Below are 23,933 nucleotides of genomic sequence, written 5' to 3'. Positions count from 1 at the left end.
AACAAGTCTCAGAGAGGGCGATCGCCTCCCCATAAGTAACTATCGCTCGACCAACTTAAGTACCTACAGCCAAAACGGTAAATTACCATCTGGATCACGAGGCTTAATTCCTTTAGAAGCCATTGTGGAAATTTTGTCCGCATAGTAAGTACTGACAGGCAATCGAGGCGATCGCTCAGAACCATAATGCAAATAAGTCAATGACAACACCGAATGCACAGCGTGCTGTAAAGAAAAACCATCAAATGTTTCTACCCGAAGAGGTTGAGGCGTCGCTTTAAAACCATCAGGAAATTCAGAACTAACAACAAATGCTTCTCTATCTGATATTTGAAAAATGCTTCCTTTTGGTGCTTTCCCCACTTGCTGATTACGTATGCCATATAGTCTCGGATTACCACTCTTAATAACAGACACATAATTGAACCTTGCTTTGATTTCAGCGCCAATTTTATCTAGTGTTAACCGCTCATTTTCAGGAAACAAGCCATCACGATGAATAAGAATGTGTTTCCCTCCAAACTCTTCAGCAGGAAACAAATCATAAAGAATGTGTTCCGGCAGAATTTCTCCATCAATTACAGCGTCACGAATACTATAGTGAACCAATTCCCCTTGATTAGTATAAATACGAGTCATGGCAGCGACACTGTTAGTTCCTTGATTATTTTTCTTGCGACGACGAGACACATCCAAACCCACAATTAAATCCGTATATTCCAACGGATTTGCCAAAATATAAGGCACGCTGCCAACTTTTGCCATGACACCTAAAATGATATTGTCAAGCTTATAATTAAAGTTATAAAGAGTCTCTTCACGAATCATTTGAGACTGTAAATTATTCTGCAAGAAAAATTGCTTTAGGTCGTCGTATAACGTTCTGTCAGTAATATCATACGATGCACCTTTGGGCATTAAACAAAGAACAATATCAGGCTGATTAACTGCTAACTTAGAAACTACTTGTGAAATTTCTGTTCGAGAACATTGTTTACTGTTCAAATCTATTTGTTCTACTAACTTCAACTTATAAGGGAGTCTTCTTTTCGTTACATCTGGGTGAAAATTCTTTTTGAGAGCATCACGAAATCTATACAGATTATTTAGACTGTCACCAGTATTTTTGCTGTAATCCTTCCCTGTACAGTTTAGAATAGAAATGCTGATTACTTCCTTGCCAGTTTTTCTATATTCACCATAATTTTTAATTGTTTGCAGCTTTTTGCTAGCTTGTGAAGCTTGAATTACATGATTGCTTCCAAATAATAAGTCAAGGTCATGTCCCCAGCTTTGATGCGGCATAATGAAACAATTGTTGCTTCTTGAGTTATATGCTCTTTGTAAATAGTTTAAGTTCTGCACAAAATCCATTGCAGGCTTAAGGTATTTTATACGTTCATCCGATGGTATTTGTAACCGTTCTCGTATACCAAACCTTTCATAATCACGGTTTAAAACTCTAATTTTAAGAGCGCTGGAAATGTAGTGGTAGCCAGCATTTCCTACTTCGACAATGACTTCTTGATTGGGAGCCTCTTTAATCATTTCCTGCATTGCTGGATTTCTAGTTTGAGATAATAATCTTTGTCTTGTATTTCCTTCTCCCAGTCTGCCAATTACCTTTTTAATTTCCATAGCGTTATTAAAGGAAGGTTTGGTTATATCTAAGACATGCAATCCTTTGATATTTTGAATATCAGGATTTTTCTGTAAATAACTTGCTAATGTGCCACCATAGTCAATTTCTTGTTTAATGGATAGTGAAATTGCCGGCTGACTATGGACAACCCACGAATATATTTGATGGACAATATTGATCGAATATCTATTTTTCTGCTGCTGACTTTGTTTTAATATTGCTACAATCCGAGCGTAATGATGACGAAGTAATCCTTGTGATACAAAATCGGCAATTCCTTGATTTGTAATCAAATAGTTTTGAGAGAATTGAATACTGTCAATGCATCGATGAAATAGATCTTCATTTTGATCTTGCCATAACTGCTCCAGTGCATTATGTAGTTGAGGCTGAGAAATTTTTCGATCAGCAATAATTTTTTGGTCTGATTTGCTCCAAACCCAATATCCGCGAAATGCAGTTAGGAGTCTGTATTGTAATTTTCTTGCAACTTGGTTGCGATCAGCCTGCCCGGTGAAGTTGATTTGATAAGTGAAAAGCTGTGGTAATGCGGTTACGTCAATGGGCAAAATCTCTGCAAACAAAGTCAGGCTCATAAAATAAGGCGCAAAAACGTGATGTACGTGTAGTTGCTACAGTTTAATTGATGGTTTAGGCGATTGGTAAAGATATGGGAAACATTTTTTCTGTAGAAACAGTCGGCTTATGATACGAATTACTCAAGAACGCGGAGATTTTAAGGGTTGATAGGACGAAATTGGCTAACGGTGGCGGCGATCGCCGGATGTTTCTGGGCAATGGCTGGGATAAATCCCGTTTTGGCTCAGATATTAGAAAAAGTTGAGCTAGAAGCCAGTGATTATACAGATTTAGACCTTTGGCAGGCCGAGAGTAAAACCCAACTGATTGAGTCCATTAACCACAGTTTGACCTACCTCGACACGGCAAAATCAGCAGAGGATTATGCCACACTCGACTTGCCGCCAAAATTTTCCCGCGATAATGTGCGGCGATCGCTCCTCAGATTTCGAGAATTAGTGCAGGCTAGCAATAATCCCAACGCCTTACAACAGCAGATTCAGCAGGAATTTGATTTCTATCAATCTGTCGGCACAGATGGTTTAGGAACCGTCGACTTTACCGCCTATTTTGAACCGTCTTATCAGGCCAGTCCCGTTCGCACCGACAAGTTTCGCTATCCCATTTACCGCCGACCCTCCACCTTTGACCAATGGGAATTACCTCACCCCACCCGCGCCGAATTAGAAGGCATCGATGGAGTTGCGCCAGCCGATAGCCCATTGCTGGGACAAGAACTCGTTTGGCTACCCACTCGCCTAGAAGCCTATCTAGTACAAGTTCAAGGTTCTGCTCGCCTTCAATTGCCCGATGGCAAAGTTATGACTGTTGGTTTCCATGGCAGCACTGATTATGACTATGTCAGCCTCGGTAAAGAGTTAATTAATGACGGTGTTTTTGCACCCGAAGAATTGAGTTTGCCCAAGCTCCTCGACTACTTTGAAACGAATCCCGAAAAACTTAGCGACTATATTCCCCGCAATGACCGTTTTATTTTCTTCCGCGAAACCTTTGGGTCGCCACCCATCGGTAGCCTCAATGTTCCCGTAACTGCCCACCGTTCCATTGCCACTGATAAATCCCTCATGCCACCGGGGGCGATCGCCCTAGTTTCTACCGTGTTACCTTTCCCGACCTATGACGGTGACTGGATTAAGCTAGATCGAAATTTCTATGCCCTCGACCAAGACACTGGTAGCGCGATTAAAGGCGCAGGTCGCGTCGATATTTTCCTTGGCACAGGTGTAAATGTCCAAACAGAAGCAGGGCTTGTCAATGATGAAGGGCAACTTTTCTATTTGCTCTTGAAACAGTGATGTGAAGCTTTGCTGATGAACGAATGATCCTCAGGAAAATTAAATCCAGACATTTTAAGATGGTACACACTGGTTGTTCGCCAGAATTTTAGATGAAGTAACATGCCATTTTTCTCAGATAAAACTGTTCAGCAAGATAAAAAAAGGCGCAAGAAAAGACAATTAATTTTTCTTTCTTTAGGAGCTGGAGCTTTCATTGCAAGGGGAGCCATTTCCACTGGAAAAAATATTATCGGAGGTTTTAGCCAAGATCTTTCCGCTGAATCGGCAAAACAGGAATTGCAAGTGAATAAACAGCTTTATCAGAAAGAAGCTGGCGCTTTGATTGTGTTGGAACGTGAGCCAAATAATTTCACAGCTCTCAAAAGTTTGGCCGAAGCTCGCATGGCACTCAAAGACTACGAAGGCGCGTTGGAACCCCTTGAAAAGCTTTTAACTGCGTTTCCTAATAATGAAAATTTTTTGGAAATGCGATCGCAGATAGAACAAAATCTGAACCTAAATTCAACACCTACAGAAAATGAATAGCATCTAGAAGCATCCCTGCTGTAGAAAGAGTTTGCTATGGGCTTAGACTAGAATAGGAAAAATTTCGTCCCCATAGCACCGAGACATATGCCCTCTTCTTCAAAAAAATCAAACGCTAAAGGCAAAGGAAAATTTTGGCAGAAAGTGATTCTTTTTATCGGTGGTGGTGCATTTTTGGGAACGGCGATGCTGCCAATTATCGGAAGCTTGCTGGGTGGCAATAGTACGCCTAGTGAGGATGGGACAACGTCCCAAACTGAGATCCCTGCGGCAGAACTTCAGGCACTAGAAGAAAATTTGTTGGTGGTGCTGGAACGGGAGCCGAATAATCCGAATGCTCTCCAGAATCTAATCCGGGTTCGGTTGGAATTGGGCGATTTACAAGGGGTGATCGATCCCTTGGATAAGCTTATTACTTTGTTTCCGGAGGATCAGGTTCTGAAGGATCTCAAGGTTCAAATTGAAGAAAATATTGTACGAACGAATCCGACTGTTGTCCCGGTGGAAGAGGGTGATGGTTTAACAACGGAATCTGAGGCAATGCCTGAGACTCCAGAAACTCCTGATGAAGCTGAGAGTGAGGCTGAGGGAATGCCTGAGACCCCAGAAACTCCTGCTGATGAGTAGGTTAAGATCAAGCCTTTTCTTTGGCGATCGCCTATTTTGTTGATGTTGATTGCCTATTCCCTAAGTTCTTCTAACGTATGAATTCTCGCTCGCTGACTGCTGCTGTATTTTTACTCCTCATTGGTGGGGGATCTATTCTCCTGTTACAAAATAGTCAGCCATTGAATCTAGTGATTTTCAATCAGCAACTGCCACTGACATTACCCCTCAGTTTCTGGATGATTTTCGCGGTGATTGCTGGGATAATTACCAATCTCTTGATGCAACTGTTGCTGGGTTTTGAAGCTCCCAAAAAGGTCGATCGCCTTAACGAAAGACTGGAAAATCTCAAGCAACGTCCGCCTCGCAAACCGGATAATCGCACTGGTCGCTCCGATTGGGAACGCAGTCGTGCAAACTATGATTGGACTGATAAAGATGTGGAGGAAGAAGATGCTGAGACGTGGGACATCGAATCGCCGCCCCAAACCCCAACTCGTCCCAAACCGCCCGGCGATCGCCCCAATCCTGAGAAAATTCGTTCTAATCAGCAAAAACCACAACGGCCTCGCCCAACCCCCGACAACGCCACTGAGCGGCCTTCTCGTCCCCGCCGCAAAACCTCCCAACCGCCGCAGAAAAAAGGTGAAGGGGTTTACGACGCTGATTATCGTGTGATTACGCCGCCCTATAGTCCGGAAGAAGAACAGTCCCCAATCCCAGATTTGGATGATGATGGCGAATGGATTTAGAGTTCGTTTACATCCAAAAATTCTGCTACGCTAGGACGGCATTATTCGAGGTTTATTGATGAGTTTGTCCCCTGAACTAGCTGCGGCGATCGCCATCCTTAAGGAAAAAAGCTGTCTAGAAACGCCCCACATTGAGTCTGAAACCGAGCGGGAAACATTACGGCAAAATATTCGGTTGGTTTCGCAGGAAGCAGATTGGGAAAATATTGGTATTTGCGCGGATAATGCCATCCTTGCATTAGAGTCGGTGCGCCAATATCTCGCGGCGTTAGGCTACAAAAATAATTTTTCAGCAGACGTGACCGAGTGGTCAGATAAACCCGTTTATCTAAAATTTAATACCCAGAAAATGGCACATTATTTTGATGATTATGACGGGATATATCGTGGTGTTTTAATTGCGATCCAGTCGGAAACAGATGAGTTACAAGGAACCTATGGTCATTTTCCCCTTGATCTGTTTGCGGGATGATTTAGCATAGAAAAACTTGTATTTTGCCCATCACTGTTCTGGAGTTTGTGCCTTGTTTAAAGCATTATTCGGCTCTATCGCTCTCGGTTTGGGGGCGATCGCCACTATCCCCATTGCCACAACAGCGCAAACTTTAGCCCCCGACCACCTCGATTTAGACTCAGAGATTATTGAAACCAGTCCCATCATCCAAGAGTGGACTGACGAAGTACCGGATGTTTTGGCAGAAATCCGTCACGATCCTAGTTTCACAACCCGTTGGCGTGTCGGTTTTAGCTCGTTTCCGTCCACTGACAAGCGTAGCGGCTGGAGCATTGGCGTAGAAGACTTATTTATAAAAGACGCTGTACCACTAACTTTTTCCGCTGGAGGTCACAGCACTTTCGACGGCGATCGCCACCAATTTGCCGCCCGCGCTAACTATTATTTATTGCCGCTCGGTAGCCGCATCAATATTGCCCCCACCCTTGGCTACCATACCTTTTCCGGCGAAGACTATGACCGTGACGGATTAGAAGTGGGTGGTAAAATCCAACTCAACCTTTCCCGTTCCGGCGCATCAACCCTTTCCCTGAGCCAGCAATTCGTCAATCTTTCCGGTGATCAAGAAATGGGCATCACAACCCTAGGTGCAGGCTATGCCTTTGCCGAGCATTTACGTTTAGCGACAGAAATTCAAAAACATAATTCCACCGCCGCCAAGGAAAGTCGAGTGGGTATTTTTCTAGAGTTTTTACCCTAAGACCTGTTTCGCTTCGGCTTGGTTCTCAGGATGGAGCTCCACCACGCGCCCAATAATGGCGATCGCCGGTGCCGAGAAACCAGTTTCCGCAATTTTGTCACTAATATCACCAAGCGTTCCCAGCAATTCCTCTTGATCCGGACGCGTTCCCCAACGAATTAGCGCAATGGGCGTTTCAGGCGTTAGGCCACCCGCCAATAATTCCGGGACAATCTGCGGCAAATTGTGGACACCCATATATATAACGAGTGTTTCTGACCCTTGGGCGATCGCCGACCAATTCACATTAGGGCGATATTTCCCCACAGACTCATGACCCGTCACAAAAGTCGCCGAAGAACTATAACCACGGTGAGTCAGCGGAATCCCCGCATAGGCAGGAGCCGCAATACCCGACGTAATACCCGGCACAACCTCCACCGGAATACCCGCCGCCTGCAAATCCGCCATTTCCTCGCCGCCCCGCCCAAAAACAAAGGGATCACCGCCCTTAAGACGGACAACAATGGCGTGTTCTTTTGCCTTTTCGATTAAAATTCGAGTCGTTTCTTCTTGCTTGAGAGAATGTCGTCCCCGCCGCTTACCAGCGTGAATGCGCTCAGCATTGGGATTGATCATCAACAAAATCGCCTCACTCACAAGAGCGTCATAGACAACCACATCCGCCATTTCTAAAAGCGTTTTGCCCTTCAGCGTAAACAGACCAGGGTCTCCAGGCCCTGCGCCAACAAGATAGACCTTACCGACGAGACTAGATGCTTGAGTCATATAGTTATGAAGCAGTGATAGAAAGTACCAATTAATCGTTAACAACCATTTAGCGTTTCCTTATGAAATAAGGAATGCCAAAGCATATCATGCTAACCCATCTTTCTTTGTAGCACTTGTTCCTCTTTCGTGCCTGAATGTCAAGTATCCCATGACAAACTTAATCTCAAAAATGATGAGATTGTTCTAGACCATGGGTGTCAAAAATAAAAAAGAGAAGTTGATCCTTCCCTCAAAAAAATATATGTACCGATTTTTTCTTGACGATAAACGACCTATAAGACCTTTAACTTAACCCTTCTGCTCTTCTAACTTCACTTGGCTTGAACGAATCTGTTGCATCAAAAGATCCAGCTCTGCTTGGATCGAAAGATATTTGACTTGGGCATCAAGGGGTAACTTTGCCGCAGTGCGATCCTGAAGAAGTGATTGAGACATAAATAAAAATATGAAAAAGAGTTTTTTTAAACCGGTAGGTATATTAACTCAAAACGTATTTTTGTATCGTTATTAATTTTATTTTTCGGTGCGACTAGAACGACAGGATAGAATATATTGTCGCCAAATGTTGGGCGCAAGCTGCATAGAGAAAACACTTGAGGAACACAGGTGCTGTTATCAAAAGGTTTAGAAATCGAGATCTACACAGGCACACCCCAGGGAAGGATTGTCGGTTTATCGGATCAAATCGTTAAACAGCTAGATGGCTTTGTGCGTGAGCCAGATAGTCGCAATGTGGAATATACAACGCCTCCTTGTTGCTCCTATGAAAGTTTGCTGTGTGCGGTTTTACAACCTCGCTTGCAGTTAAGAGATTATTTGAAAACGTTGGGCGATTACACGCTTATTCCGGGCAGTACTTTGTCTCTGGGTGATGCAAGTCGTTTCTATCGCTCGGATCCGAACAATCCTTATCATGCTTATATCGAAAATACCTATGGCACTGATGTTGTAACTGCTAGTGTTCATATCAATATTGGTATTAGTGATTTGGATTTATTATTTCGGGCTTGTCGGTTGGTGCGTTTAGAGGCTCCTCTGATTTTGGCGCTCAGTGCTTCGTCTCCGTTTCTCGATGGTAAGGTTACGGGCTCCCACTCCCGTCGTTGGCAGGTTTTTCCGAAAACGCCTGCCCATGTGCCTTTATTTCGGAGTCATCGACATTTTATTGATTGGACGAATGAACAGCTTGAGTTGGGGACGATGCAAAATGTTCGCCATTTATGGTCTGCGGTTCGTCCGAACGGCGATCGCCGCCCCTATTCCCTCAACCGTTTGGAATTGCGTATTAGCGATTTAGTCATTCATCCTTTACAGCTACTTTCAATTGTGGCGTTCCTCGAAGCGCGCATCCAACAATTAATTAATCAGCCTCACCTCGACCCACTGAAATCCAGCCAGCTCAGTGCGGCACGCTTACTGGAGTTGACCGACGAGAATGAGCAACTCGCAGCGCAGCACAGCCTTGATGCCACCCTAACCCACTGGCGTACGGGGGAATCAATTAGCGCAGCAGACTGGATTAATGAAATTTACGACGAAGTTTATCCCATGGCTAAAAAATCTGGTTTTGCCTGTTTCCTTAGTCCGCTCAAGAAAATTTTGCGGGAGGGCAATCAAGCCCAACAATGGCTAGCCGCTTACCAACAGGGTGAAACTCTCCCTGATATTATCCAAGGGGCGATCGCCGCTGCCGCCGACCACGATTACGAACTAAGTCAATACCTCTGTGAACCAGCAGCCCTAGTCGCCTAGAAAAAATCAAACAAACACTTTCACGACATTCCCCGCCTTCCCACAGTCGCTAACGACCCACAACAGATTTTTTATACTTGTCCGCTCAATCTCATCACCTAAAATTACGCCATGCCTCAACTTGTGTTGGTTCATCCACAAATCCCCCCCAACACCGGCAATATTGCCCGTACCTGCGCCGCCACCGAAACAGAACTCCACCTTGTGGGCCCCCTCGGCTTTGAAATTAGCGATCGCACCCTCAAGCGCGCAGGCCTAGATTATTGGCCAAACGTCAAACTGACCTTGCATCCAGACCTCGAACATTTCCTCAACGAACACAAACAACGGGGCGGCCGCCTATTAGGGTATAGCGTTCGTGGCCAACATATTTATACCGAGTACAGTTACCACACTGACGACTGGTTACTCTTTGGCAGCGAAACCCAAGGACTCCCCCTAAAACTCCTGCAAGACTGCGATGCAACCCTCACAATTCCTATCAGTAAAAAACACGTACGTAGCCTTAATCTTTCCGTTAGTGCAGCCGTCGGACTTTTCGAAGCACGTCGTCAACTAGGAGTCTGATTTTTAAGGGCATAAGAAATTTTTATCAAATTCCTGAGACAAGACCCCACCCCAGAAAACTAAAACCACAGATCGTTCCATGACATCGTCAATTTAATTGAAAAATGCGTGGAATTACTGATATTTGAACTTCTCCGAAACATAGGTAGAACAATGACTCTAGAGATTGGCTAAACACATAAAAAAAAAATGTGCTATACCAGTGCTACTCTCAGAAAACTAAAACATTCTGATGACAACAGTAATGTGTTTTGTATTGCATATTACTAATTGGCTGTTAAATTTTGGCCGAGCTAGGCGGTAACTTCAGTCATACCCTTGTGCAAAGTAAAAAAGCAAGGTAACCTTTCCTAGATATTCATTGCAAACTCAAATTCAGTGATCTAGGTCACTCTGAGCAGATGCAAAAAATCATTCTTAAAGCCATTCGGTTTTATCGATGGAGCATCGCTCATCACACAACAGGAGGTTGTTTTTGAAAGACGTACAACAGAAGTCCACAAGCCAATTGGCTTCGGGTACTCACACTTCAATGTCGTCCAATGAGTTGCTTCAGGACGAATGTATTACCACTCCGACAGGAGCAATTGGGTTTAACCCATCAGGTAAATATTCATCCCTAGCTAAAGTTTCCCTGGCGCTGTCCGTCGGTGCAGCTGGGTTATTACTCTCTGATCACCAACGGGTTCAGGCAGTTGAAGCGGCAACTCTAGAAAATTCTCAAGCAGACCGCCCTATTTCCCAAGGAGAAATGTTTATGATTCCTGCTCCGGTAACTTTAGCAACGGCTCCTGAAGCTCAGCCTGTGGTTGAGTCTAGCCAGCTCGTCGCTGCTGTAAGCCCAAGTTCTACCAGTACAAATAGAGTAGAACCTGAACTCCCCGCTATTAAGCATGTTGTCGCCGCTGATGAGACTTTCTGGTCTTTGGCTCAACGCTACGGAGTTTCTGCCGAGGCGATCGCTAAACTGAATAATCTAGCCATCGACGCTACTTTGTCCCTTGGACAGTCGATAAAAATTCCCACAACATTTGACCGGCCTGTCGCTGCTACTCCCCAAGTAATGAAGCGTCCAACGGTGGCACCTAAGGTAGCAACTTTAGAGCCAAGTAAGCGCATTATCGCGCCTGCAACCGATTTACAAGTGCAAGAAGATGAGGCGATCGCCACACTTCGGGCTAAGCAAGAAAGTCTTGCAGAGGAAATTGAACAACTGCGTGACCAAAAAACAGAGGTTGTTTTTGATGCAGAAGATCCTAAGCAAGCTCAACCCGAAACCCTCATTAGCTCCACAGCAATTCAAGAAATTTCCCCTACCGTCGTCGCCGAGGATGCGGTTGTAATTCCTGTTCCTTTGCCGCAACAACCCAAAGGGAGGCGCGAAGAAGACGTTACAGCGCCCACCCTAGAGACATTAGTTGCTAATAGGACTATTTCTAGCGATAGTCTCTTACCAGAGCCACCGAGCCTTGAGCCGGAAGCTCCTGTAGAAGCTACGCCTGCACCCCAAGTATCTAGTGATACTAGTGTGACTTTCCAAACATCAATGCCTGAATCTAATACGTATGTTTTAGAAGAGGCCGTGACAACTCGCTCTTTCAAGCCTGAGTCTACTGTTATTGCGACTGCCTCCCTCGGTAAAACCCACGTTGTGCGCTCCGGTGAAACGTTATATGCGATTGCGCGCCGCTATGGTCTGCCGGGTCATGAGTTAATTGCGGCTAACCGCTTGGAAAACCCTAATGTTATTAAGGTGAACCAAAAGCTCGTCATTCCAACACGTCGTGCGGATGAAAGTAATAATTTTGTGGCGCTCTTGCCTAGTACCGAGACAACTCAAAGTATTAATCGCAATAGTCGGACTTTAGCCAATGCTCCTACGCTTGGAACGGCAGAAACACCTGATAGTCGGAATAATGGAGGCGAATTGGCCTTTCGCCTTGATGTAACAGCCGAGTCTGCGGTTAATGAACTACGAGCCGACATTGCGCGTATGCGTCAAAATTATCAAGAACAGCTAGCTGCTGAATCTCCGAAAGTGCAGGCAAGTGTTGAATTTGCCCTTAACGGTAATTCGAGAGCTTCAGAAACTGTCGTAAATCCTGAATGGCAAGGAGAAGTGAATGAAGTTAAGCCTGTTGTAGAAAGTGTGGCGGTGGATGAGCCTCAACAACTCGCTGCGGCCTCTCAAACAGATATTGCTAACTACAATTCTCTCCTTCGTTTGTCTGTTGGTGAAACGGTAAGTCCTCAGCTTCCTCCCCTTGCTAATCCTGATGAGTATTTACCGGGTGAAGAGGCTTTTAATGGCTATATTTGGCCTGCTCAAGGTGTTTTGACTTCTGGTTATGGTCGCCGTTGGGGTCGTATGCACAGAGGCATTGATATTGCGGCACCTGTTGGTACACCGATTTTTGCTGCTGCTGGTGGTGAGGTGGTTAGTGCGGGCTGGAACTCTGGTGGCTATGGCAACCTTGTCAAGGTCAAGCACAAAGATAACAGTGTGACGCTTTATGCTCACAACAGTCGTATTTTGGTTCGTAAGGGTCAAAAGGTGAAGCAGGGTCAGCAAATTGCAGCGATGGGAAGTACTGGTTTTAGTACTGGTCCCCATCTCCACTTTGAAGTTCATAAGGCTGGTCAAGGTGCGAAGAATCCTATTGCTTTCTTGCCTAAACGCTAAATTTCAATTAATAATCAAATAATTTTTTAAGGGGGCGATCGCCCTCTTTTTTATTACTCTTTTTCGTTGAAAATAAAGTTCTTGCTGAAGATGTTGACAAATTTAGTTTCAGAATCCAGCAATTTTTGAGACAATCACAATGATTTAAAACTCTAATTTTCCAAAGTACCCTTCATGAATCAGCTGACAACGAGCAATATCCAAATTCACAATGGTGATTTGCAAATTGATGCCTACTTAGCTCGGCCTGTCGGTGATGAAATTTATCCTGCTGTGATGGTGGTGCAGGAAATTTTTGGAGTGAATGCCCATATTCGTGAGGTTACGGAACGTGTTGCCGCCTTGGGATATGTGGCGATCGCCCCGGCAATTTACCAACGCATAGCCCCGGGTTTTGAAACGGGCTATACAGCAGACGATATTAAAGTTGGCCGGCAATATAAGGTGCAGACCAAGGCCTCCGAATTAATGAGTGATCTGCAAGCAACAATTGACTACCTTTACGCTTTGCCCCAAGTGCAACAAACTGGCGTTGGTCTAATTGGTTTTTGTTTTGGAGGTCATGTGGTTTATCTCGGTGCAACTTTAGATGCTGTTACAGCGACAGCTTCTTTTTATGGCGCGGGTATTGCGAACTGGTGTCCGGGAAAAGAACGCCTAGCAACCATTGAGTTTACGAGGGACATTAAGGGTGAAATTTACTGCTTTTTTGGCAATGAAGATGCCTCTATTCCGGCTGAACAGGTGGCACAGATTCAATCTGAACTAGAAGCCCATCAAGTTACCCATCGTATTGTTTGTTATGACAATGCTGGTCATGGTTTTTTCTGCGATCGCCGTGGGAGCTATGAACCCCATGCAGCATCAGATGCTTGGGAACATGTGCGTGAATTGTTTAGGCGTGTACTTCGCCCTTCGTTATAAATAGCTATAAATAGCTGGGTCAACTTTGCTTGATTATCGGCTACGGAGAAAATGAAGTTCCCTAAAGTCAAACGGTACAATTTCTAGGGTAATAACGTTTTGTTTGCGAGAATATGATGGCCAACAATCTTCCTCCTGATGAACCAACGATTCAGCTTGATCAATTTCTAAAGGTGATGAATTTTGTCGCGACAGGTGGTCAGGCTAAGGCCATGATCCAGGGGGGATTTGTTGATGTTAATGGTGAAACTGAAACCCGTCGTAAGAAAAAGCTCCGCCATGGCGATATTGTCAGTTTTGAGGGGGAGACTGTACAGGTGGAATTTAATGAAGATTAATGGGGGGGTTGGATAATTGTTTTAGATGCGATGCGGGTACGTTTGCGATCGCCTTCAGATAGTTCATTGCCGCTTTGTAGTTGTGTGGCATTTTTTTGGAGAATGGTTGCAGCATTGTCGTCGCCTAGTTGAATCGCTGTTTTGGCCGCCGTTTGTAGCATGGTGGCTGCCCCTTGGCGATCGCCGGATTTGAGTTTAGCCTCAGCCATTTGCGTTTGCCGATATTTTGCTAGAGCCAAAATCGACATTTGTACCCCTGAGTTGACCTGCGGTTGATAATTGCTCTGCACGGTTACCATCACAGGAATACTTTCCGACATGAGCTGAGTTTGCCCATGGGCTGGGTCATCGTAGCGCACCTGAGCCGCCGCAATCAGATGATCCCCCAGTGCCAACTGATCGATATAGACATTGGCGAGGATAACCCGCGGCACATCAGTCAACAAATCCCCCAAACGCACGCCGTAGAAATCCCCCTCTCGGATCACCTCTAGTTCAATCGTTTCCGGCGCTACCTGAGCTAAGGGCTTGAGATCGGCCAAACGGGAATAGGAGGTGAGTTGTAATAATAATTGGGCATTGGTCAAACCGACAGACTGGGCTCGTAGCAAAAGACGATTAAAGGTTTCACTGGCCTGTTCTGGGGTTTCAATATAGGCAAGGCTACCATTGGCTGCATCGGCAATACTTTCGAGGACATCTTGATTCCAGTTGGCACCAAAACCAAGGGCATTTAAGGTCACGCCATACTCTGCGGCTAACCGCGCAATTTTGAGGCAGCGCTCGTTATCACCATGTTCATTTTCGCCGTCGGTCAGCATAAATACTTGGGAGGCGTAGTTGCCAGTGATACTCGCGAGTTCGTCTAAACCGAGGCGCATACCATCGTCAATGCTTGTGCCGCCGGCGGCTTCTAGGCGACTAATTTGTTTTTTTATTTGATCTTTATTGATGACGTTTTGGTTCTCCACAATGACCTTTGCTTTGTGGTCAAAGGCAATGACCGATAGGCGATCGCCTCCGTCAAGACGGTCAACCAATTGGATCGCGGCTTCCTTGACTGTGCGTAGCGGTTTCCCCGCCATGGAGCCACTATGATCTAGTACTAAACAGAGATTTAACGGTAGGCCTTGCGGTTGAAAATCATCGGCGATCGCCGTAATCGAAAACGACAACTGCCTTTGGCTATGGGATTGCTGTGCATCGAGGTGAGCATCACTCAGGAGAACTTGCAGTCCGACTTTCATCTTTTTTTATCTCGCACAAAACAGTACTTTCCTCCTCACTGCCTAGGAGGAGCATTCCGTAGATCCAGCATATCTTTTTCTTTTCTTTCGATCAGCTGTTTGCAGTGGATTGTAATATCACTGACGCAACTAAATTTCTCAAAACAGAGAGCGATCATTGACCGAGGCATCATGGCAACTGTTCATGAGTCACCGATATTTTTATCAGCTAACGATGCCTTAAAAAAGACTGGATGATCGAGACAGACTAGCTTAAAGATGTAATTAAACTCACGAGAATAAGGCTGATTATAATTGCCGTAATAATCGTATTTCTTTTTTGCTCTATCTCAGTCAGTGGACGAATAGTTTTGCGCATCCAAAAGGTACGAACCTTGAGATGTCTTCCTAATAAAAGATAGTTGCTACGCGAAGAATGAAAACCATGTTTCCGATAAAAGGCCTTAGCAGAATCAAATGACCAAGCAAAAATAGTGCGATGTTTCTTGGAATCTAAGACATCTATGGCAATGGTCAACAGTTCAGAGCCAATGCCCTGCTGTACAAAATCTGGATGAACAAATAAACCCGTTATTCTGGCGCTATTCAGTAAAAGAGCAATAAAACCAATCACTTTCCCATTACAAATGGCAATAAAAATCAGTTCACGCTGGCGATCGCGTTTCTTTTCTTGGTTTATGACTAAAGCAGTTAGTACTTCCTCTGATAAAGACGAACCTAGAAGGATTTTCAGATTAAGGGTTTGGACGGCTAAAATATCGTCTAAGTCAGCATCTGTAGCGAGACGATAGAGGATTTTCATAGAGGCTGAAAGGAAATAATGAATAGTCTCAGAAGGTCTTGATTATTGACGGTGTAAATAAATAATTTTTGACTTATCTGCCCATTGCTGGGAGTCTACTAAATAGGAGATATTGAGCAATGACGTAGCATTGATTGGAGTTAAGTTGTTGCTGGGGTGTCTGTTGCAGATTGTGTCTAGTGACTGCAATTGTTTTGCGGTTGATATCTCCAAAAGTACTATAAGATCAATGCGTCTATCCCTTCTCATCAAGATTTATGACTGCTGCTGAAAAGAATTTGGATCTGTCTCAAAACCTTGAGTCACTTTTACAGGATATTTTGGCGATCGCCGCTGAGCATGAAGGGAAAGGAGAAACCCAGCTTGTCATTCTGCGTGAAATCGAACAGTTACACCGCAAAATTTGTGAACAGTATTTTTATCCGACGTTACCTGAACGGCGACGGGATTTATATAATCTGCTGCGAGACATGGAAGAAGAAGGGGGCTGGCCCTATATTGCGCGACCGAAGCTTAAATTCATTATGAAGGCTTTAATGGATGCGGAGTCAGAGAAACTTGAGCAACCTGAACTGGAGCAAGATATTTAGGGTTTTTGTCCGGATTTTGGCTGACTTTTTCTGAGGCTTAAAGTATTGGCGGAGCTAGTGGCAGTCGCGCAACAATATGAAAAATCTTATTCAGCTTGCACATCAGGGTAGCGTTAAGGCAATTATGGAAGTCCTGAACGAACAGTTGCAGGATACTGGTGTGAGTACGCGGGTTGCCCTTGGTGCGAATGGGATTCTTGAGATTTTGTGTGAGGCGGGACATCCGGAAAATTTGGATAAACGGGTCATTGTCAGCCGTATTCAGCGGAGCTTGGATCAGTTGTCGCCGCGACCGTTTCGCCAGGTTCATATCCAAAGCTGTCTGACTAATGATGTGCAGTCTTTATGGGTGTCCACCCTAAGTTTTGAAGCGCGCCGGAAGCTGTTGTGGTCTGAAAAGATTCAAATTCGCCATTTATCTTGGGTAAAACGAATGTTGCGTTCTTGGGAGATTAAGCTACCGAAATCCAAGCCCCAAAAGCGTTCAACGAAGTTTAAGTTGGCTGCGCCGCCTGTTGCTGCGACATCTGCTGCAGAACGAAAAATGCCATCGCTTAGTTTTTCACCCCAAAGTAAATTAGTGTTGGGGGCGATCGCCGCCGGATTTTGCGGTTGGCTAAGTCATGACTGGTGGCAGCTCAAGACCCAAGTGTCACCAAATATCTCCGGTAGCGCCACGGTAACCCAAACTTCCACCTCTGGGAGTAGTGGCAGTGATTTGAGTTTTGAACCTTTTAATCAGGCTGTACGCTTAGCGATCCAAGCAGCCAATGGTGGACAATCTGCGACAACCTATGGTGAATGGCTTGATTTAGCGAATCGTTGGCAGCAAGCGTCGGAGCTGATGAAACTGGTAGCACCAAATCATCCTCGGTATGCGGAGGCGCAGGAGCGGGTCTTAAGCTATCGTCAGAATAGTGAACTTGCCCTTGCAAAGGCGAAGGCATTAGCCCCCGATGTTTCTCCGTAACGGTGCTGTATGGCTCTTGATTCTCTCTACCGCTGTTTAACGTTTTCTCCTGATCCCCATGTTGTTGTTGATCATCTAGCTGAGGCGATCGCCCGTTACTTCTCAGTGGAGGCCGTATATTTTGAGTTGGACTGCCAAGTAACTTTACCTTTAGCGGGCTATTGGAGTGAAATCCCTGATTTGGAAGCATTCGCCCACGTCGAGCCACCCAAAAAAGCCGTTTTTAAAAAGGAGCTAAAAGCAAAAAAGTACCAGCCATTGCAAGAACAGGGAATTCGGCAGTTGGCATTGATGCCCTTCGATACGGAAACGAGCCGTTCTGGCTGGATCGCCATGGCCTCTCGTACCTCTTTACCACCGCTAGAAGAGCTTACGGAAATTGTGCTGCCTATTTTAGATCTTGCCGCGCAGACCCTACCACTACAGCAACAAAATCAGCAGAGCCGCGATAATAATGCATTACTCGCAAAAATTAATCAGCTAATCGATACGGAAACTAGCATCAATAAGCTGCTACAACAGGCGATCGCCGCAGTGGTGGAATGTTACGACGTAGATTTTGGTTTAGCCGGTTTATTTAAATATGCCAATCCATTACTAGCCAGAAATGAACCGCAAATTTGTCCCGATGCAACCTTTAATGTTGTTAACGAAACAAATCTAGTCCCACGACAAACCGTTTTAAAAGATTGTGGCATTTGTCGCCAAGGGTGGCTGTCCGCTCCGGAAATTCTGGCGATCAATGACATTGACCAAACCGATTTAGCCACATCTCCCCTCACTGATCGCTATAAAAGTTTTCTTGTGACCCCTTTAATGGGGCAACAGTCCAGTGATGGCCAGTCCAGTACAGTCCTTGGCCTAGTGATTTTGGGACAGCAAACAAGTCGCGTGTGGCAGGCAGAAGAAAAGCAATTAGCGGATTTTGTTGCCCACCAGCTCAGCACAGCTATGATTCATCAGCAGTCTCTCCAGCGCGTGCAATCCCTAGTGGATGAACGCACCGCCCAACTAAAATGGAGCCTCGACGTACAGGCAAAACTCGGCGCGAAAATGCGTCAGCAAATTCAGCAGCTCCGCCAGCTCAATGTCCTCAAGGATGAATTTCTCAGTACCATGAGCCATGAGCTAAATACTCCCCTCGCGACCATGAAAGTTGCTGTCAAAATGCTCAAACAACCGGGGCGATCGCCAGAAAAACAAGCAACCTACCTCGATATCCTCGAACAAGAACTAACCCGCGAAAGCAAACTCATTAAAGACCTCCTAAAACTGCAACATTTTGAGTCCGAGCAATTTGCGATGAAGCCCCAACGTTTGTCGCTAAATCCGATCCTAGAAGCGATGCGCCAAGAATTTAATCAACGCTGGCAATTATTAAAAGGTCTTGAACTAGAAGTTACCTACGTTCCTGAAAATGTGTCCCAGAAACTACAAATTGAAACGGACGAAGAGAGTTTGACCAATGCCCTCAGTGAACTATTAACCAATGCAGGCAAATATTCAGCCCGCAACACAAAAGTTCGTCTCGAAGTGGAATATTTCGCAAAATCTCCAGCACAAATACAACTACGTCTTTGCAATGATGGCTCCGGCATTGCAGCAGAGGAGCAAGGCCATATTTTTGAGAAATTTCGGCGCGGTGCAGGAGTCACAGAGCAGGCAATTCCCGGTACTGGTTTGGGATTAGCGCTCGTAAAAGCACTTGTGGAACAGCTGGAAGGAACCATTGAGGTGAGCAGCGAACCGAACCGTGGCAAGAAAACCTATGAAACTTGTTTTGTGATGACGTTCCCCCAAAGTATGGTGGGTTTGTAAATCGCCAAATTTAGACAGCCCAATCAATCATCCTAGAGCTGAACTGTTGCGCATATTTTTTCTCCCAGTCGAGCATCGCAATTTTACGTTCTACGCCCCAGCGATACCCACCTATTTCGCCAGATGTACGAAGAATCCGATGGCAGGGTACTACATAGCTCACAGGATTTCGCCCGACAGCATTGCCCACTGCTCGCATCGCTTTGGGCTGACCAATTGTTGCCGCTAAATTTTGATAGGTGCTGGTCTGTCCATAGGGAATATTGAGCAAAGCTTGCCAAACTCGCAATTGAAAGTCTGTGCCTTTGAGATAAATATTAAAGTTATGAGGATCAGATGTCGCGTTTCTGGAAAAAAGGCGATCGCCTAGGTTTTGAATCGCTTCTGGCGTGTGGTGTAATTCAGTATTTTTACCCCATTCTGTTCGGAGAAAATCGGCGGCGATCGCCAAATCATTTGTCTCAAAAAAATAAAGACCACAGATACTTTTTTCGGTAATTGTAATTAAACAATCTCCAAAAGGCGAGCGATATAAACCGTAAGTCAATACAAATAACTGGTGTGTATGTTTAAATTCTTTTGTTGAGACAATAGTCAGTTTCATTGATATTCATTTAGGAAAAATAGTTAGGCGATCGCCGCGAATTTCTTTCTGCCAAGCTATCGGCTCTAGATCGGAAAGAGATGAGGTTCCAGCAATTTGATTTAACGCTTCTGCCATTCTCTGTCCATCAGAGGTTACCTTATGAATTTTAACTTCGCTGAAAAGCTCCACTACATTGGCTTCGCTTGAATCTTCTATCTGAGCAACAGTTATTAAAGATTTCTGATCATACTCAGTAAGAATTTTTTTAATTACAGGACGATAATTATTTAGTTTATCCATTGAATAACCTCTTCTTTAATAACATCAACAGAAACCAGTGCAATAGAGTTGATATCCACTAGAGTTTGAACAGATTTACGTTGAAAAAATGAATCATAAATATCATCTTTAATAGCAAGATGAATATCTTGATACTCACTTTGAGAAAGTCGAATTAAATTTCTGTAGATGATGTATTGATCCAATGCCAATTCAAAATCTTTAAATAGAGAGGCACTAATAAAACTCTTGATCTCAACAATCGTAAGCGTATGCAATGCCTGATGCGCCAACTCAGCCTGCACATGGTGTATCCCAAGCCCAAACTGAGCAAACGACATCCAGAGCATCGGGTTTATCCCTATTTGTTGCGATCGCCGCAATTCTTATTTACTGTAGTAAGTCTTCAGACCGAAAATAACGCTGTAATTCCTGAGTGGTGAAAATTTCCTTAGCAATTCTGATAGGTAGATGAGCCGCATCACGATAGCGCGTTTACGGGCAAGGAGTTTATCCGGCAAAAGCATTAAATCATTTTTCATATTACGGCGTGGCTTGGCCAAAAGCATGAGATTGTGTTTCGCTTACAACTTCTTCATTAAAGGCTTGGACACAGAACCTTTGTCAGCAAACACTTTGCCAAATAAATCCTGCAAAAGTTCCACCACAGGTTTATGGTCATCGGTATTACCCGGCTTTACCTTCACGTTCAATCTGGCGATCGCCCAATCAATCATGTGAGTGTCTTTCAACTCTGTGAGTAGTGCATAGTTAAGCTCCGAATCGTTTTGCTAGTCACAATTCAGAGCTTACAAAAATAGTGCAGAGTCGAACTCTATTTGACGGTAATGTTAATCGGCTCAGACAAAACAGGAGGAGTATGGGGAACGTGAGCATAGTTGCCCAGTACCAGTTGGAGGGTGTGCTTTCCGGGGGGAAGTTCTAGCGTTGCTTCAGTTTGACCGCCACCAAAATGCTTGATTTGCTCCGTTGCGGATAATGCCTGATCAAGTTCAGGCAAGGTTTCTAAGTCCACTAATAAATGGTGATGTCCAGTTGCGGGACGGTCGATGCCAGCAGGTGCAACGCCCATGCCAGATAGGCCAAATTGAATGGTAAAAGGACTGGACACTGTGCTGCCATTTTCAGGAGAAATAATATAAACCTGAGCGTTATCAGGTGCTGGTGAGGCGATCGCCTCAGCCATGGCAGGCGCTCCATTTGAGACAAAAGTAACAACAGTCAGCAGCATTGAGCAAAGCAGCGCAACAAAGTAATTCATAGAATCAACATGAAAGGGTAACAACTGTGTTCTAAGATATCGAGTCTTGGTCACTTGTTGAAATAACTCTCTTGCTACAAAAAACCTCTAGATTGGCAAAACGTTAATTTATGGGGAGTTCATCCAGCCAATTATCTATGTCAGAGCAGTCGGGAAGTATTGTCGGGTTATTTCGTAAATGTGAGCATGGTGAGTCATTGCGACCAGAACAGTCAGTCTTCCTAGAAAAAAGTTTTGGCATTCAAGGCGATGTCAATGGTCATCCCATCAGCCCGAGACAGGTTTTAGTTGTGCGAGATGAGGATTTAAGAGAAGCGGCGATCGCCCCCGGTTCTTTACGGGAGAATTTGATTATTCAAAATATTGATGCTGACCATCTCAAACCCGGTTCATTGTTGGAATTTGAAAGTGGCGCAAAAATCCGGCTGACCTTTTATTGTGAGCCTTGCAAAAAAATTAGTGAGTTTGTTGAGGATTGGAAAAACTTCAAGGGTAAGCGTGGGGTCTTGGGTGTTGTGGTTGAGTCGGGCAATGTGGCGATCGCCAACAATCTTCAAGTGACAACGGCTATTTTCAAGCCATTATCAGAAATTCCCTACGAACGATTTTTGAGTTTTGTCAGTAAAATTCCCGCAGGCAAAGTGGTGACTTATAAAGAGGTGCTTTTAGGCATGGGCGTTGATCGGAGTTATTTTCGCGCCATTCCCCAATACCTTAAGAAAACGTCTACTGATGATTATCCATTACATCGAATTTTAAATTCTCGCGGTGAACTGATCCCCTACGTTCCAGACCAAGAACAAAAACTAAAATCTGAAGGTTTGCAGCTCCAAAAAATAGGACAATCAATCAAAATCAACGTAACAGATTATCTTTGGCAAGCTAATGTAATTGCAACTTTATCGTAAATACTTTTTTGAAACTTCAAGGCTCAAAAATTAAAGTCACTACATTCGCGTTAGGTAATCTTGATAGCCCATTCTTTCGAGGTTAGATTGTTTATCCAAAACCATATCTTTTAAGCTTTGGCGATAATCCTGAACTGCTTTCAATAATTCTGGATCAAACGCACCGAGGATTTGCACAGCCAATAAACCAGCATTCATTGCATTACCGATCGCCACCGTTGCGACAGGGATTCCGCGAGGCATTTGGACGATGGAATAAAGGGAATCAACACCACTGAGGGTACTGGTTTTAACGGGAACACCAATTACTGGCAAAGCAGTCAGAGCTGCCACCATACCGGGAAGATGCGCCGCACCGCCAGCCCCTGCAATAATCACTTTAATGCCGCGTTCGTGGGCAGTTTGAGCATATTCCACCATGCGCTCAGGAGTACGGTGGGCAGACACAATCCCGACTTCGTGGGGCACATTAAATTGCTCACAGATGGCGATCGCCGCTTGCATTGTGGGAAGATCAGAATCGCTCCCCATAATAATGCCGACAAGGGGATTGGTTGCACTCATAGGTCTTTGCTCGTGTACGTTTCACCGACTACCCATCATAAACAAAGCAAGAATATTGCACAAACGCTGATTAATGCCCGTATGGTGGGATTTGAGGATAAATACTGGCTGCGCTTAGACGAAAATTCTTGCCTCACTCACATGCAGCCGATTACTGTGCCCATTCTGCCAGAATTCCAAGAAAATATTCAAGATTTAGGTGGGGATTGGCTGTCCCTCGGCGGTCTAGATTTACAGATTAATGGGGGATTAGGTCTGGCTTTTCCAGAAGTGACCCGTGATGATTTGCCGAAATTAACAGAAATTTGTGATTATCTTTGGGAGCAAGGCGTTGATGGTTTCTGTCCGACCATTGTCACCACTTCCCTCGAAAATATTCGGCGATCGCTCTCGGTTTTTGCAGAGCTTTGGGCAAATCCCCAACCGAATACAGCACAAGTTTTAGGCATTCATCTAGAGGGACCTTTCCTAAATTACGAAAAACGCGGCGCTCACCCAAAACAACATTTGCAGCCATTAACCCTCGAAAAACTGAAAGCGGTTATTGGTGATTTTGCCCCTCTCATCAAAATTATGACCCTCGCACCAGAACTTGATCCCAGCAATGGGTGCGTTGAATATCTCCATTCTCAAGATATTGTGGTCAGTTTAGGGCATTCCCTCGCCACTGAAGATCAAGCCAATAAAGCCTTTGCCTATGGTGCGTCAATGGTCACCCACGCTTTTAACGCCATGCCCAGTTTGCACCACCGCGAAGCTGGAATGCTCGGTGCGGCAATGGTGTATCCAGAAGTTTATTGTGGGTTTATTGCCGATGGTCAGCACGTCAATCGCACAATGTTAGAAGTTTTTCTACGGGCGGCGCAATTTGAAAAAGGCGCATTTCTGGTCAGTGACGCTTTAGCTCCTATCGGTTTACCGGATGGGGTTTATCCTTGGGACGATCGCCAAATTACTGTAACCAAAGGAACCGCTCGTTTAGACAACGGCACTTTATCCGGAACAACATTGCCGCTCTTTGAGGGGGTGAAAAATCTGGTGAAATGGCAAATTTGCGATCTCGAAACGGCGATCGCCCTAGCTACCACTGCCCCACGCAAAGCCCTAAAGATGGCCACCCTCACAACAGGTCAACCCGTCAATCTTTTACGTTGGACACAAAAAAAAGGAGAAATTTCTTTCTCCCGAATTTAAGTGAATTAAATTTTAATTGTC

Annotated in this window: 27 protein-coding genes and 1 pseudogene; 17 read left to right on the top strand and 11 right to left on the bottom strand. The window is 44.8% G+C overall.

Going from position 1 to position 23,933, the window contains the following annotated elements:
* Positions 1–63: 63 nt before the first annotated feature.
* Positions 64–2,238 carry a Piwi domain-containing protein gene (locus tag NIES208_RS09985; RefSeq protein WP_075892274.1) on the bottom strand — a complete coding sequence of 725 codons (2,175 nt, stop codon included), beginning with the start codon at positions 2,236–2,238 and terminating at the stop codon, positions 64–66.
* Between the two features lie 147 nt (positions 2,239–2,385).
* On the opposite strand from NIES208_RS09985, the gene mltA reads away from it, so the two are divergent.
* The 6 genes from mltA to NIES208_RS09955 all read left to right on the top strand — a co-directional run bounded on the left by mltA (position 2,386) and on the right by NIES208_RS09955 (position 6,637).
* Positions 2,386–3,537, top strand: a complete 1,152-nt coding sequence (gene mltA, locus NIES208_RS09980) for a murein transglycosylase A (RefSeq protein WP_235641369.1) — start codon at positions 2,386–2,388, stop codon at positions 3,535–3,537.
* A gap of 102 nt (positions 3,538–3,639) precedes the next feature.
* Complete coding sequence (locus NIES208_RS09975; protein WP_075892272.1) at positions 3,640–4,065, top strand: tetratricopeptide repeat protein; 426 nt, start codon at positions 3,640–3,642, stop codon at positions 4,063–4,065.
* Positions 4,066–4,152: 87 nt separating this feature from the next.
* Positions 4,153–4,692, top strand: a complete 540-nt coding sequence (locus tag NIES208_RS09970) for a tetratricopeptide repeat protein (RefSeq protein ID WP_075892270.1) — start codon at positions 4,153–4,155, stop codon at positions 4,690–4,692.
* A 77-nt stretch (positions 4,693–4,769) separates the two neighbouring features.
* Entirely contained in the window at positions 4,770–5,423 is a 654-nt protein-coding gene (locus NIES208_RS09965; protein WP_075892268.1) for a LapA family protein, read from the top strand.
* A gap of 58 nt (positions 5,424–5,481) precedes the next feature.
* A complete protein-coding gene (locus tag NIES208_RS09960; protein ID WP_075892265.1) occupies positions 5,482–5,895 on the top strand; it encodes a DUF1824 family protein in 414 nt (137 codons plus the stop codon).
* 52 nt (positions 5,896–5,947) lie between these two features.
* Positions 5,948–6,637: a hypothetical protein gene (locus NIES208_RS09955; RefSeq protein WP_075892326.1), complete on the top strand. Its 690-nt coding sequence runs from the start codon at positions 5,948–5,950 to the stop codon at positions 6,635–6,637.
* Here NIES208_RS09955 and cobA read toward each other — a convergent pair.
* A complete protein-coding gene (gene cobA / locus NIES208_RS09950) occupies positions 6,629–7,405 on the bottom strand; it encodes a uroporphyrinogen-III C-methyltransferase (protein WP_075892263.1) in 777 nt (258 codons plus the stop codon). The genes NIES208_RS09955 and cobA overlap by 9 nt on opposite strands.
* Positions 7,406–7,696: 291 nt before the next feature.
* Positions 7,697–7,843 carry a hypothetical protein gene (locus tag NIES208_RS18965; protein WP_171971751.1) on the bottom strand — a complete coding sequence of 49 codons (147 nt, stop codon included), beginning with the start codon at positions 7,841–7,843 and terminating at the stop codon, positions 7,697–7,699.
* A 171-nt stretch (positions 7,844–8,014) separates the two neighbouring features.
* On the opposite strand from NIES208_RS18965, the gene gshA reads away from it, so the two are divergent.
* From gshA to NIES208_RS09925, 5 genes are all read left to right on the top strand, one after another.
* The gene (gene gshA, locus NIES208_RS09945) at positions 8,015–9,160 is read left to right on the top strand and encodes a glutamate--cysteine ligase (protein ID WP_075892261.1); all 1,146 of its coding nucleotides are present in this window, start codon (positions 8,015–8,017) and stop codon (positions 9,158–9,160) included.
* 111 nt (positions 9,161–9,271) lie between these two features.
* Positions 9,272–9,727: a tRNA (cytidine(34)-2'-O)-methyltransferase gene (locus tag NIES208_RS09940; protein ID WP_075892260.1), complete on the top strand. Its 456-nt coding sequence runs from the start codon at positions 9,272–9,274 to the stop codon at positions 9,725–9,727.
* A 532-nt stretch (positions 9,728–10,259) separates the two neighbouring features.
* Entirely contained in the window at positions 10,260–12,410 is a 2,151-nt protein-coding gene (locus NIES208_RS09935; RefSeq protein WP_084176598.1) for a peptidoglycan DD-metalloendopeptidase family protein, read from the top strand.
* A 174-nt stretch (positions 12,411–12,584) separates the two neighbouring features.
* Positions 12,585–13,334, top strand: a complete 750-nt coding sequence (locus tag NIES208_RS09930; RefSeq protein ID WP_075892258.1) for a dienelactone hydrolase family protein — start codon at positions 12,585–12,587, stop codon at positions 13,332–13,334.
* Positions 13,335–13,447: 113 nt separating this feature from the next.
* A complete protein-coding gene (locus NIES208_RS09925; protein WP_315861633.1) occupies positions 13,448–13,672 on the top strand; it encodes an RNA-binding S4 domain-containing protein in 225 nt (74 codons plus the stop codon).
* On the opposite strand, the gene NIES208_RS09920 is transcribed toward NIES208_RS09925, so the two are convergent.
* Entirely contained in the window at positions 13,669–14,919 is a 1,251-nt protein-coding gene (locus tag NIES208_RS09920) for a vWA domain-containing protein (protein ID WP_075892254.1), read from the bottom strand. The two genes, NIES208_RS09925 and NIES208_RS09920, sit on opposite strands and share 4 nt — an antisense overlap.
* A 247-nt stretch (positions 14,920–15,166) precedes the next feature.
* Positions 15,167–15,721: a GNAT family N-acetyltransferase gene (locus NIES208_RS09915; RefSeq protein ID WP_075892252.1), complete on the bottom strand. Its 555-nt coding sequence runs from the start codon at positions 15,719–15,721 to the stop codon at positions 15,167–15,169.
* Positions 15,722–15,978: 257 nt separating this feature from the next.
* Here NIES208_RS09915 and NIES208_RS09910 point away from each other — a divergent pair, with 257 nt between their 5' ends.
* From NIES208_RS09910 to NIES208_RS09900, 3 genes are all read left to right on the top strand, one after another.
* Positions 15,979–16,311 carry a hypothetical protein gene (locus NIES208_RS09910; protein WP_075892250.1) on the top strand — a complete coding sequence of 111 codons (333 nt, stop codon included), beginning with the start codon at positions 15,979–15,981 and terminating at the stop codon, positions 16,309–16,311.
* Between the two features lie 76 nt (positions 16,312–16,387).
* Positions 16,388–17,281, top strand: coding sequence for a hypothetical protein (locus NIES208_RS09905; protein WP_075892248.1), 894 nt, complete (start codon positions 16,388–16,390; stop codon positions 17,279–17,281).
* A gap of 9 nt (positions 17,282–17,290) precedes the next feature.
* Complete coding sequence (locus NIES208_RS09900) at positions 17,291–19,099, top strand: GAF domain-containing sensor histidine kinase (RefSeq protein ID WP_075892246.1); 1,809 nt, start codon at positions 17,291–17,293, stop codon at positions 19,097–19,099.
* A 10-nt stretch (positions 19,100–19,109) separates the two neighbouring features.
* Here the strand turns inward: NIES208_RS09900 and NIES208_RS09895 are convergent, their stop codons facing one another.
* The 3 genes from NIES208_RS09895 to NIES208_RS09885 all read right to left on the bottom strand — a co-directional run bounded on the left by NIES208_RS09895 (position 19,110) and on the right by NIES208_RS09885 (position 20,269).
* On the bottom strand, positions 19,110–19,646 hold the full coding sequence (locus tag NIES208_RS09895) for a methylated-DNA--[protein]-cysteine S-methyltransferase (protein WP_225875290.1): 537 nt from the start codon (positions 19,644–19,646) through the stop codon (positions 19,110–19,112).
* Between the two features lie 63 nt (positions 19,647–19,709).
* Positions 19,710–19,985 carry a hypothetical protein gene (locus NIES208_RS09890; protein ID WP_075892242.1) on the bottom strand — a complete coding sequence of 92 codons (276 nt, stop codon included), beginning with the start codon at positions 19,983–19,985 and terminating at the stop codon, positions 19,710–19,712.
* A complete protein-coding gene (locus NIES208_RS09885) occupies positions 19,973–20,269 on the bottom strand; it encodes an element excision factor XisH family protein (protein ID WP_216349394.1) in 297 nt (98 codons plus the stop codon). The genes NIES208_RS09890 and NIES208_RS09885 overlap by 13 nt, the downstream gene beginning before the upstream one ends.
* Between NIES208_RS09885 and NIES208_RS19925 the strand changes: the two genes are divergently transcribed.
* Positions 20,270–20,407 (top strand): hypothetical protein, encoded by a 138-nt coding sequence (locus NIES208_RS19925; protein WP_171971750.1) that lies wholly within the window; start codon positions 20,270–20,272, stop codon positions 20,405–20,407.
* A gap of 27 nt (positions 20,408–20,434) precedes the next feature.
* Here NIES208_RS19925 and NIES208_RS19870 read toward each other — a convergent pair.
* Positions 20,435–20,677 (bottom strand): annotated as a pseudogene (locus NIES208_RS19870) (transposase); the annotation flags it as partial.
* A 122-nt stretch (positions 20,678–20,799) separates the two neighbouring features.
* Positions 20,800–21,246, bottom strand: a complete 447-nt coding sequence (locus tag NIES208_RS09870; RefSeq protein WP_235641368.1) for a DUF4399 domain-containing protein — start codon at positions 21,244–21,246, stop codon at positions 20,800–20,802.
* 137 nt (positions 21,247–21,383) lie between these two features.
* Between NIES208_RS09870 and NIES208_RS09865 the strand changes: the two genes are divergently transcribed.
* Positions 21,384–22,154: an MGMT family protein gene (locus NIES208_RS09865; RefSeq protein WP_075892236.1), complete on the top strand. Its 771-nt coding sequence runs from the start codon at positions 21,384–21,386 to the stop codon at positions 22,152–22,154.
* 39 nt (positions 22,155–22,193) lie between these two features.
* On the opposite strand, the gene purE is transcribed toward NIES208_RS09865, so the two are convergent.
* The gene (gene purE, locus NIES208_RS09860) at positions 22,194–22,718 is read right to left on the bottom strand and encodes a 5-(carboxyamino)imidazole ribonucleotide mutase (RefSeq protein WP_075892234.1); all 525 of its coding nucleotides are present in this window, start codon (positions 22,716–22,718) and stop codon (positions 22,194–22,196) included.
* Between the two features lie 12 nt (positions 22,719–22,730).
* Between purE and nagA the strand changes: the two genes are divergently transcribed.
* Complete coding sequence (nagA, locus tag NIES208_RS09855) at positions 22,731–23,912, top strand: N-acetylglucosamine-6-phosphate deacetylase (protein WP_225875289.1); 1,182 nt, start codon at positions 22,731–22,733, stop codon at positions 23,910–23,912.
* Positions 23,913–23,933: the final 21 nt, after the last annotated feature.

It is taken from the genome of [Limnothrix rosea] IAM M-220 (assembly GCF_001904615.1).
Lineage (GTDB): Bacteria > Cyanobacteriota > Cyanobacteriia > Cyanobacteriales > MRBY01 > MRBY01.
The sequence above is the reverse complement of the archived record's forward strand: the minus strand, read 5'-3'. Positions and strand labels throughout refer to the sequence as shown.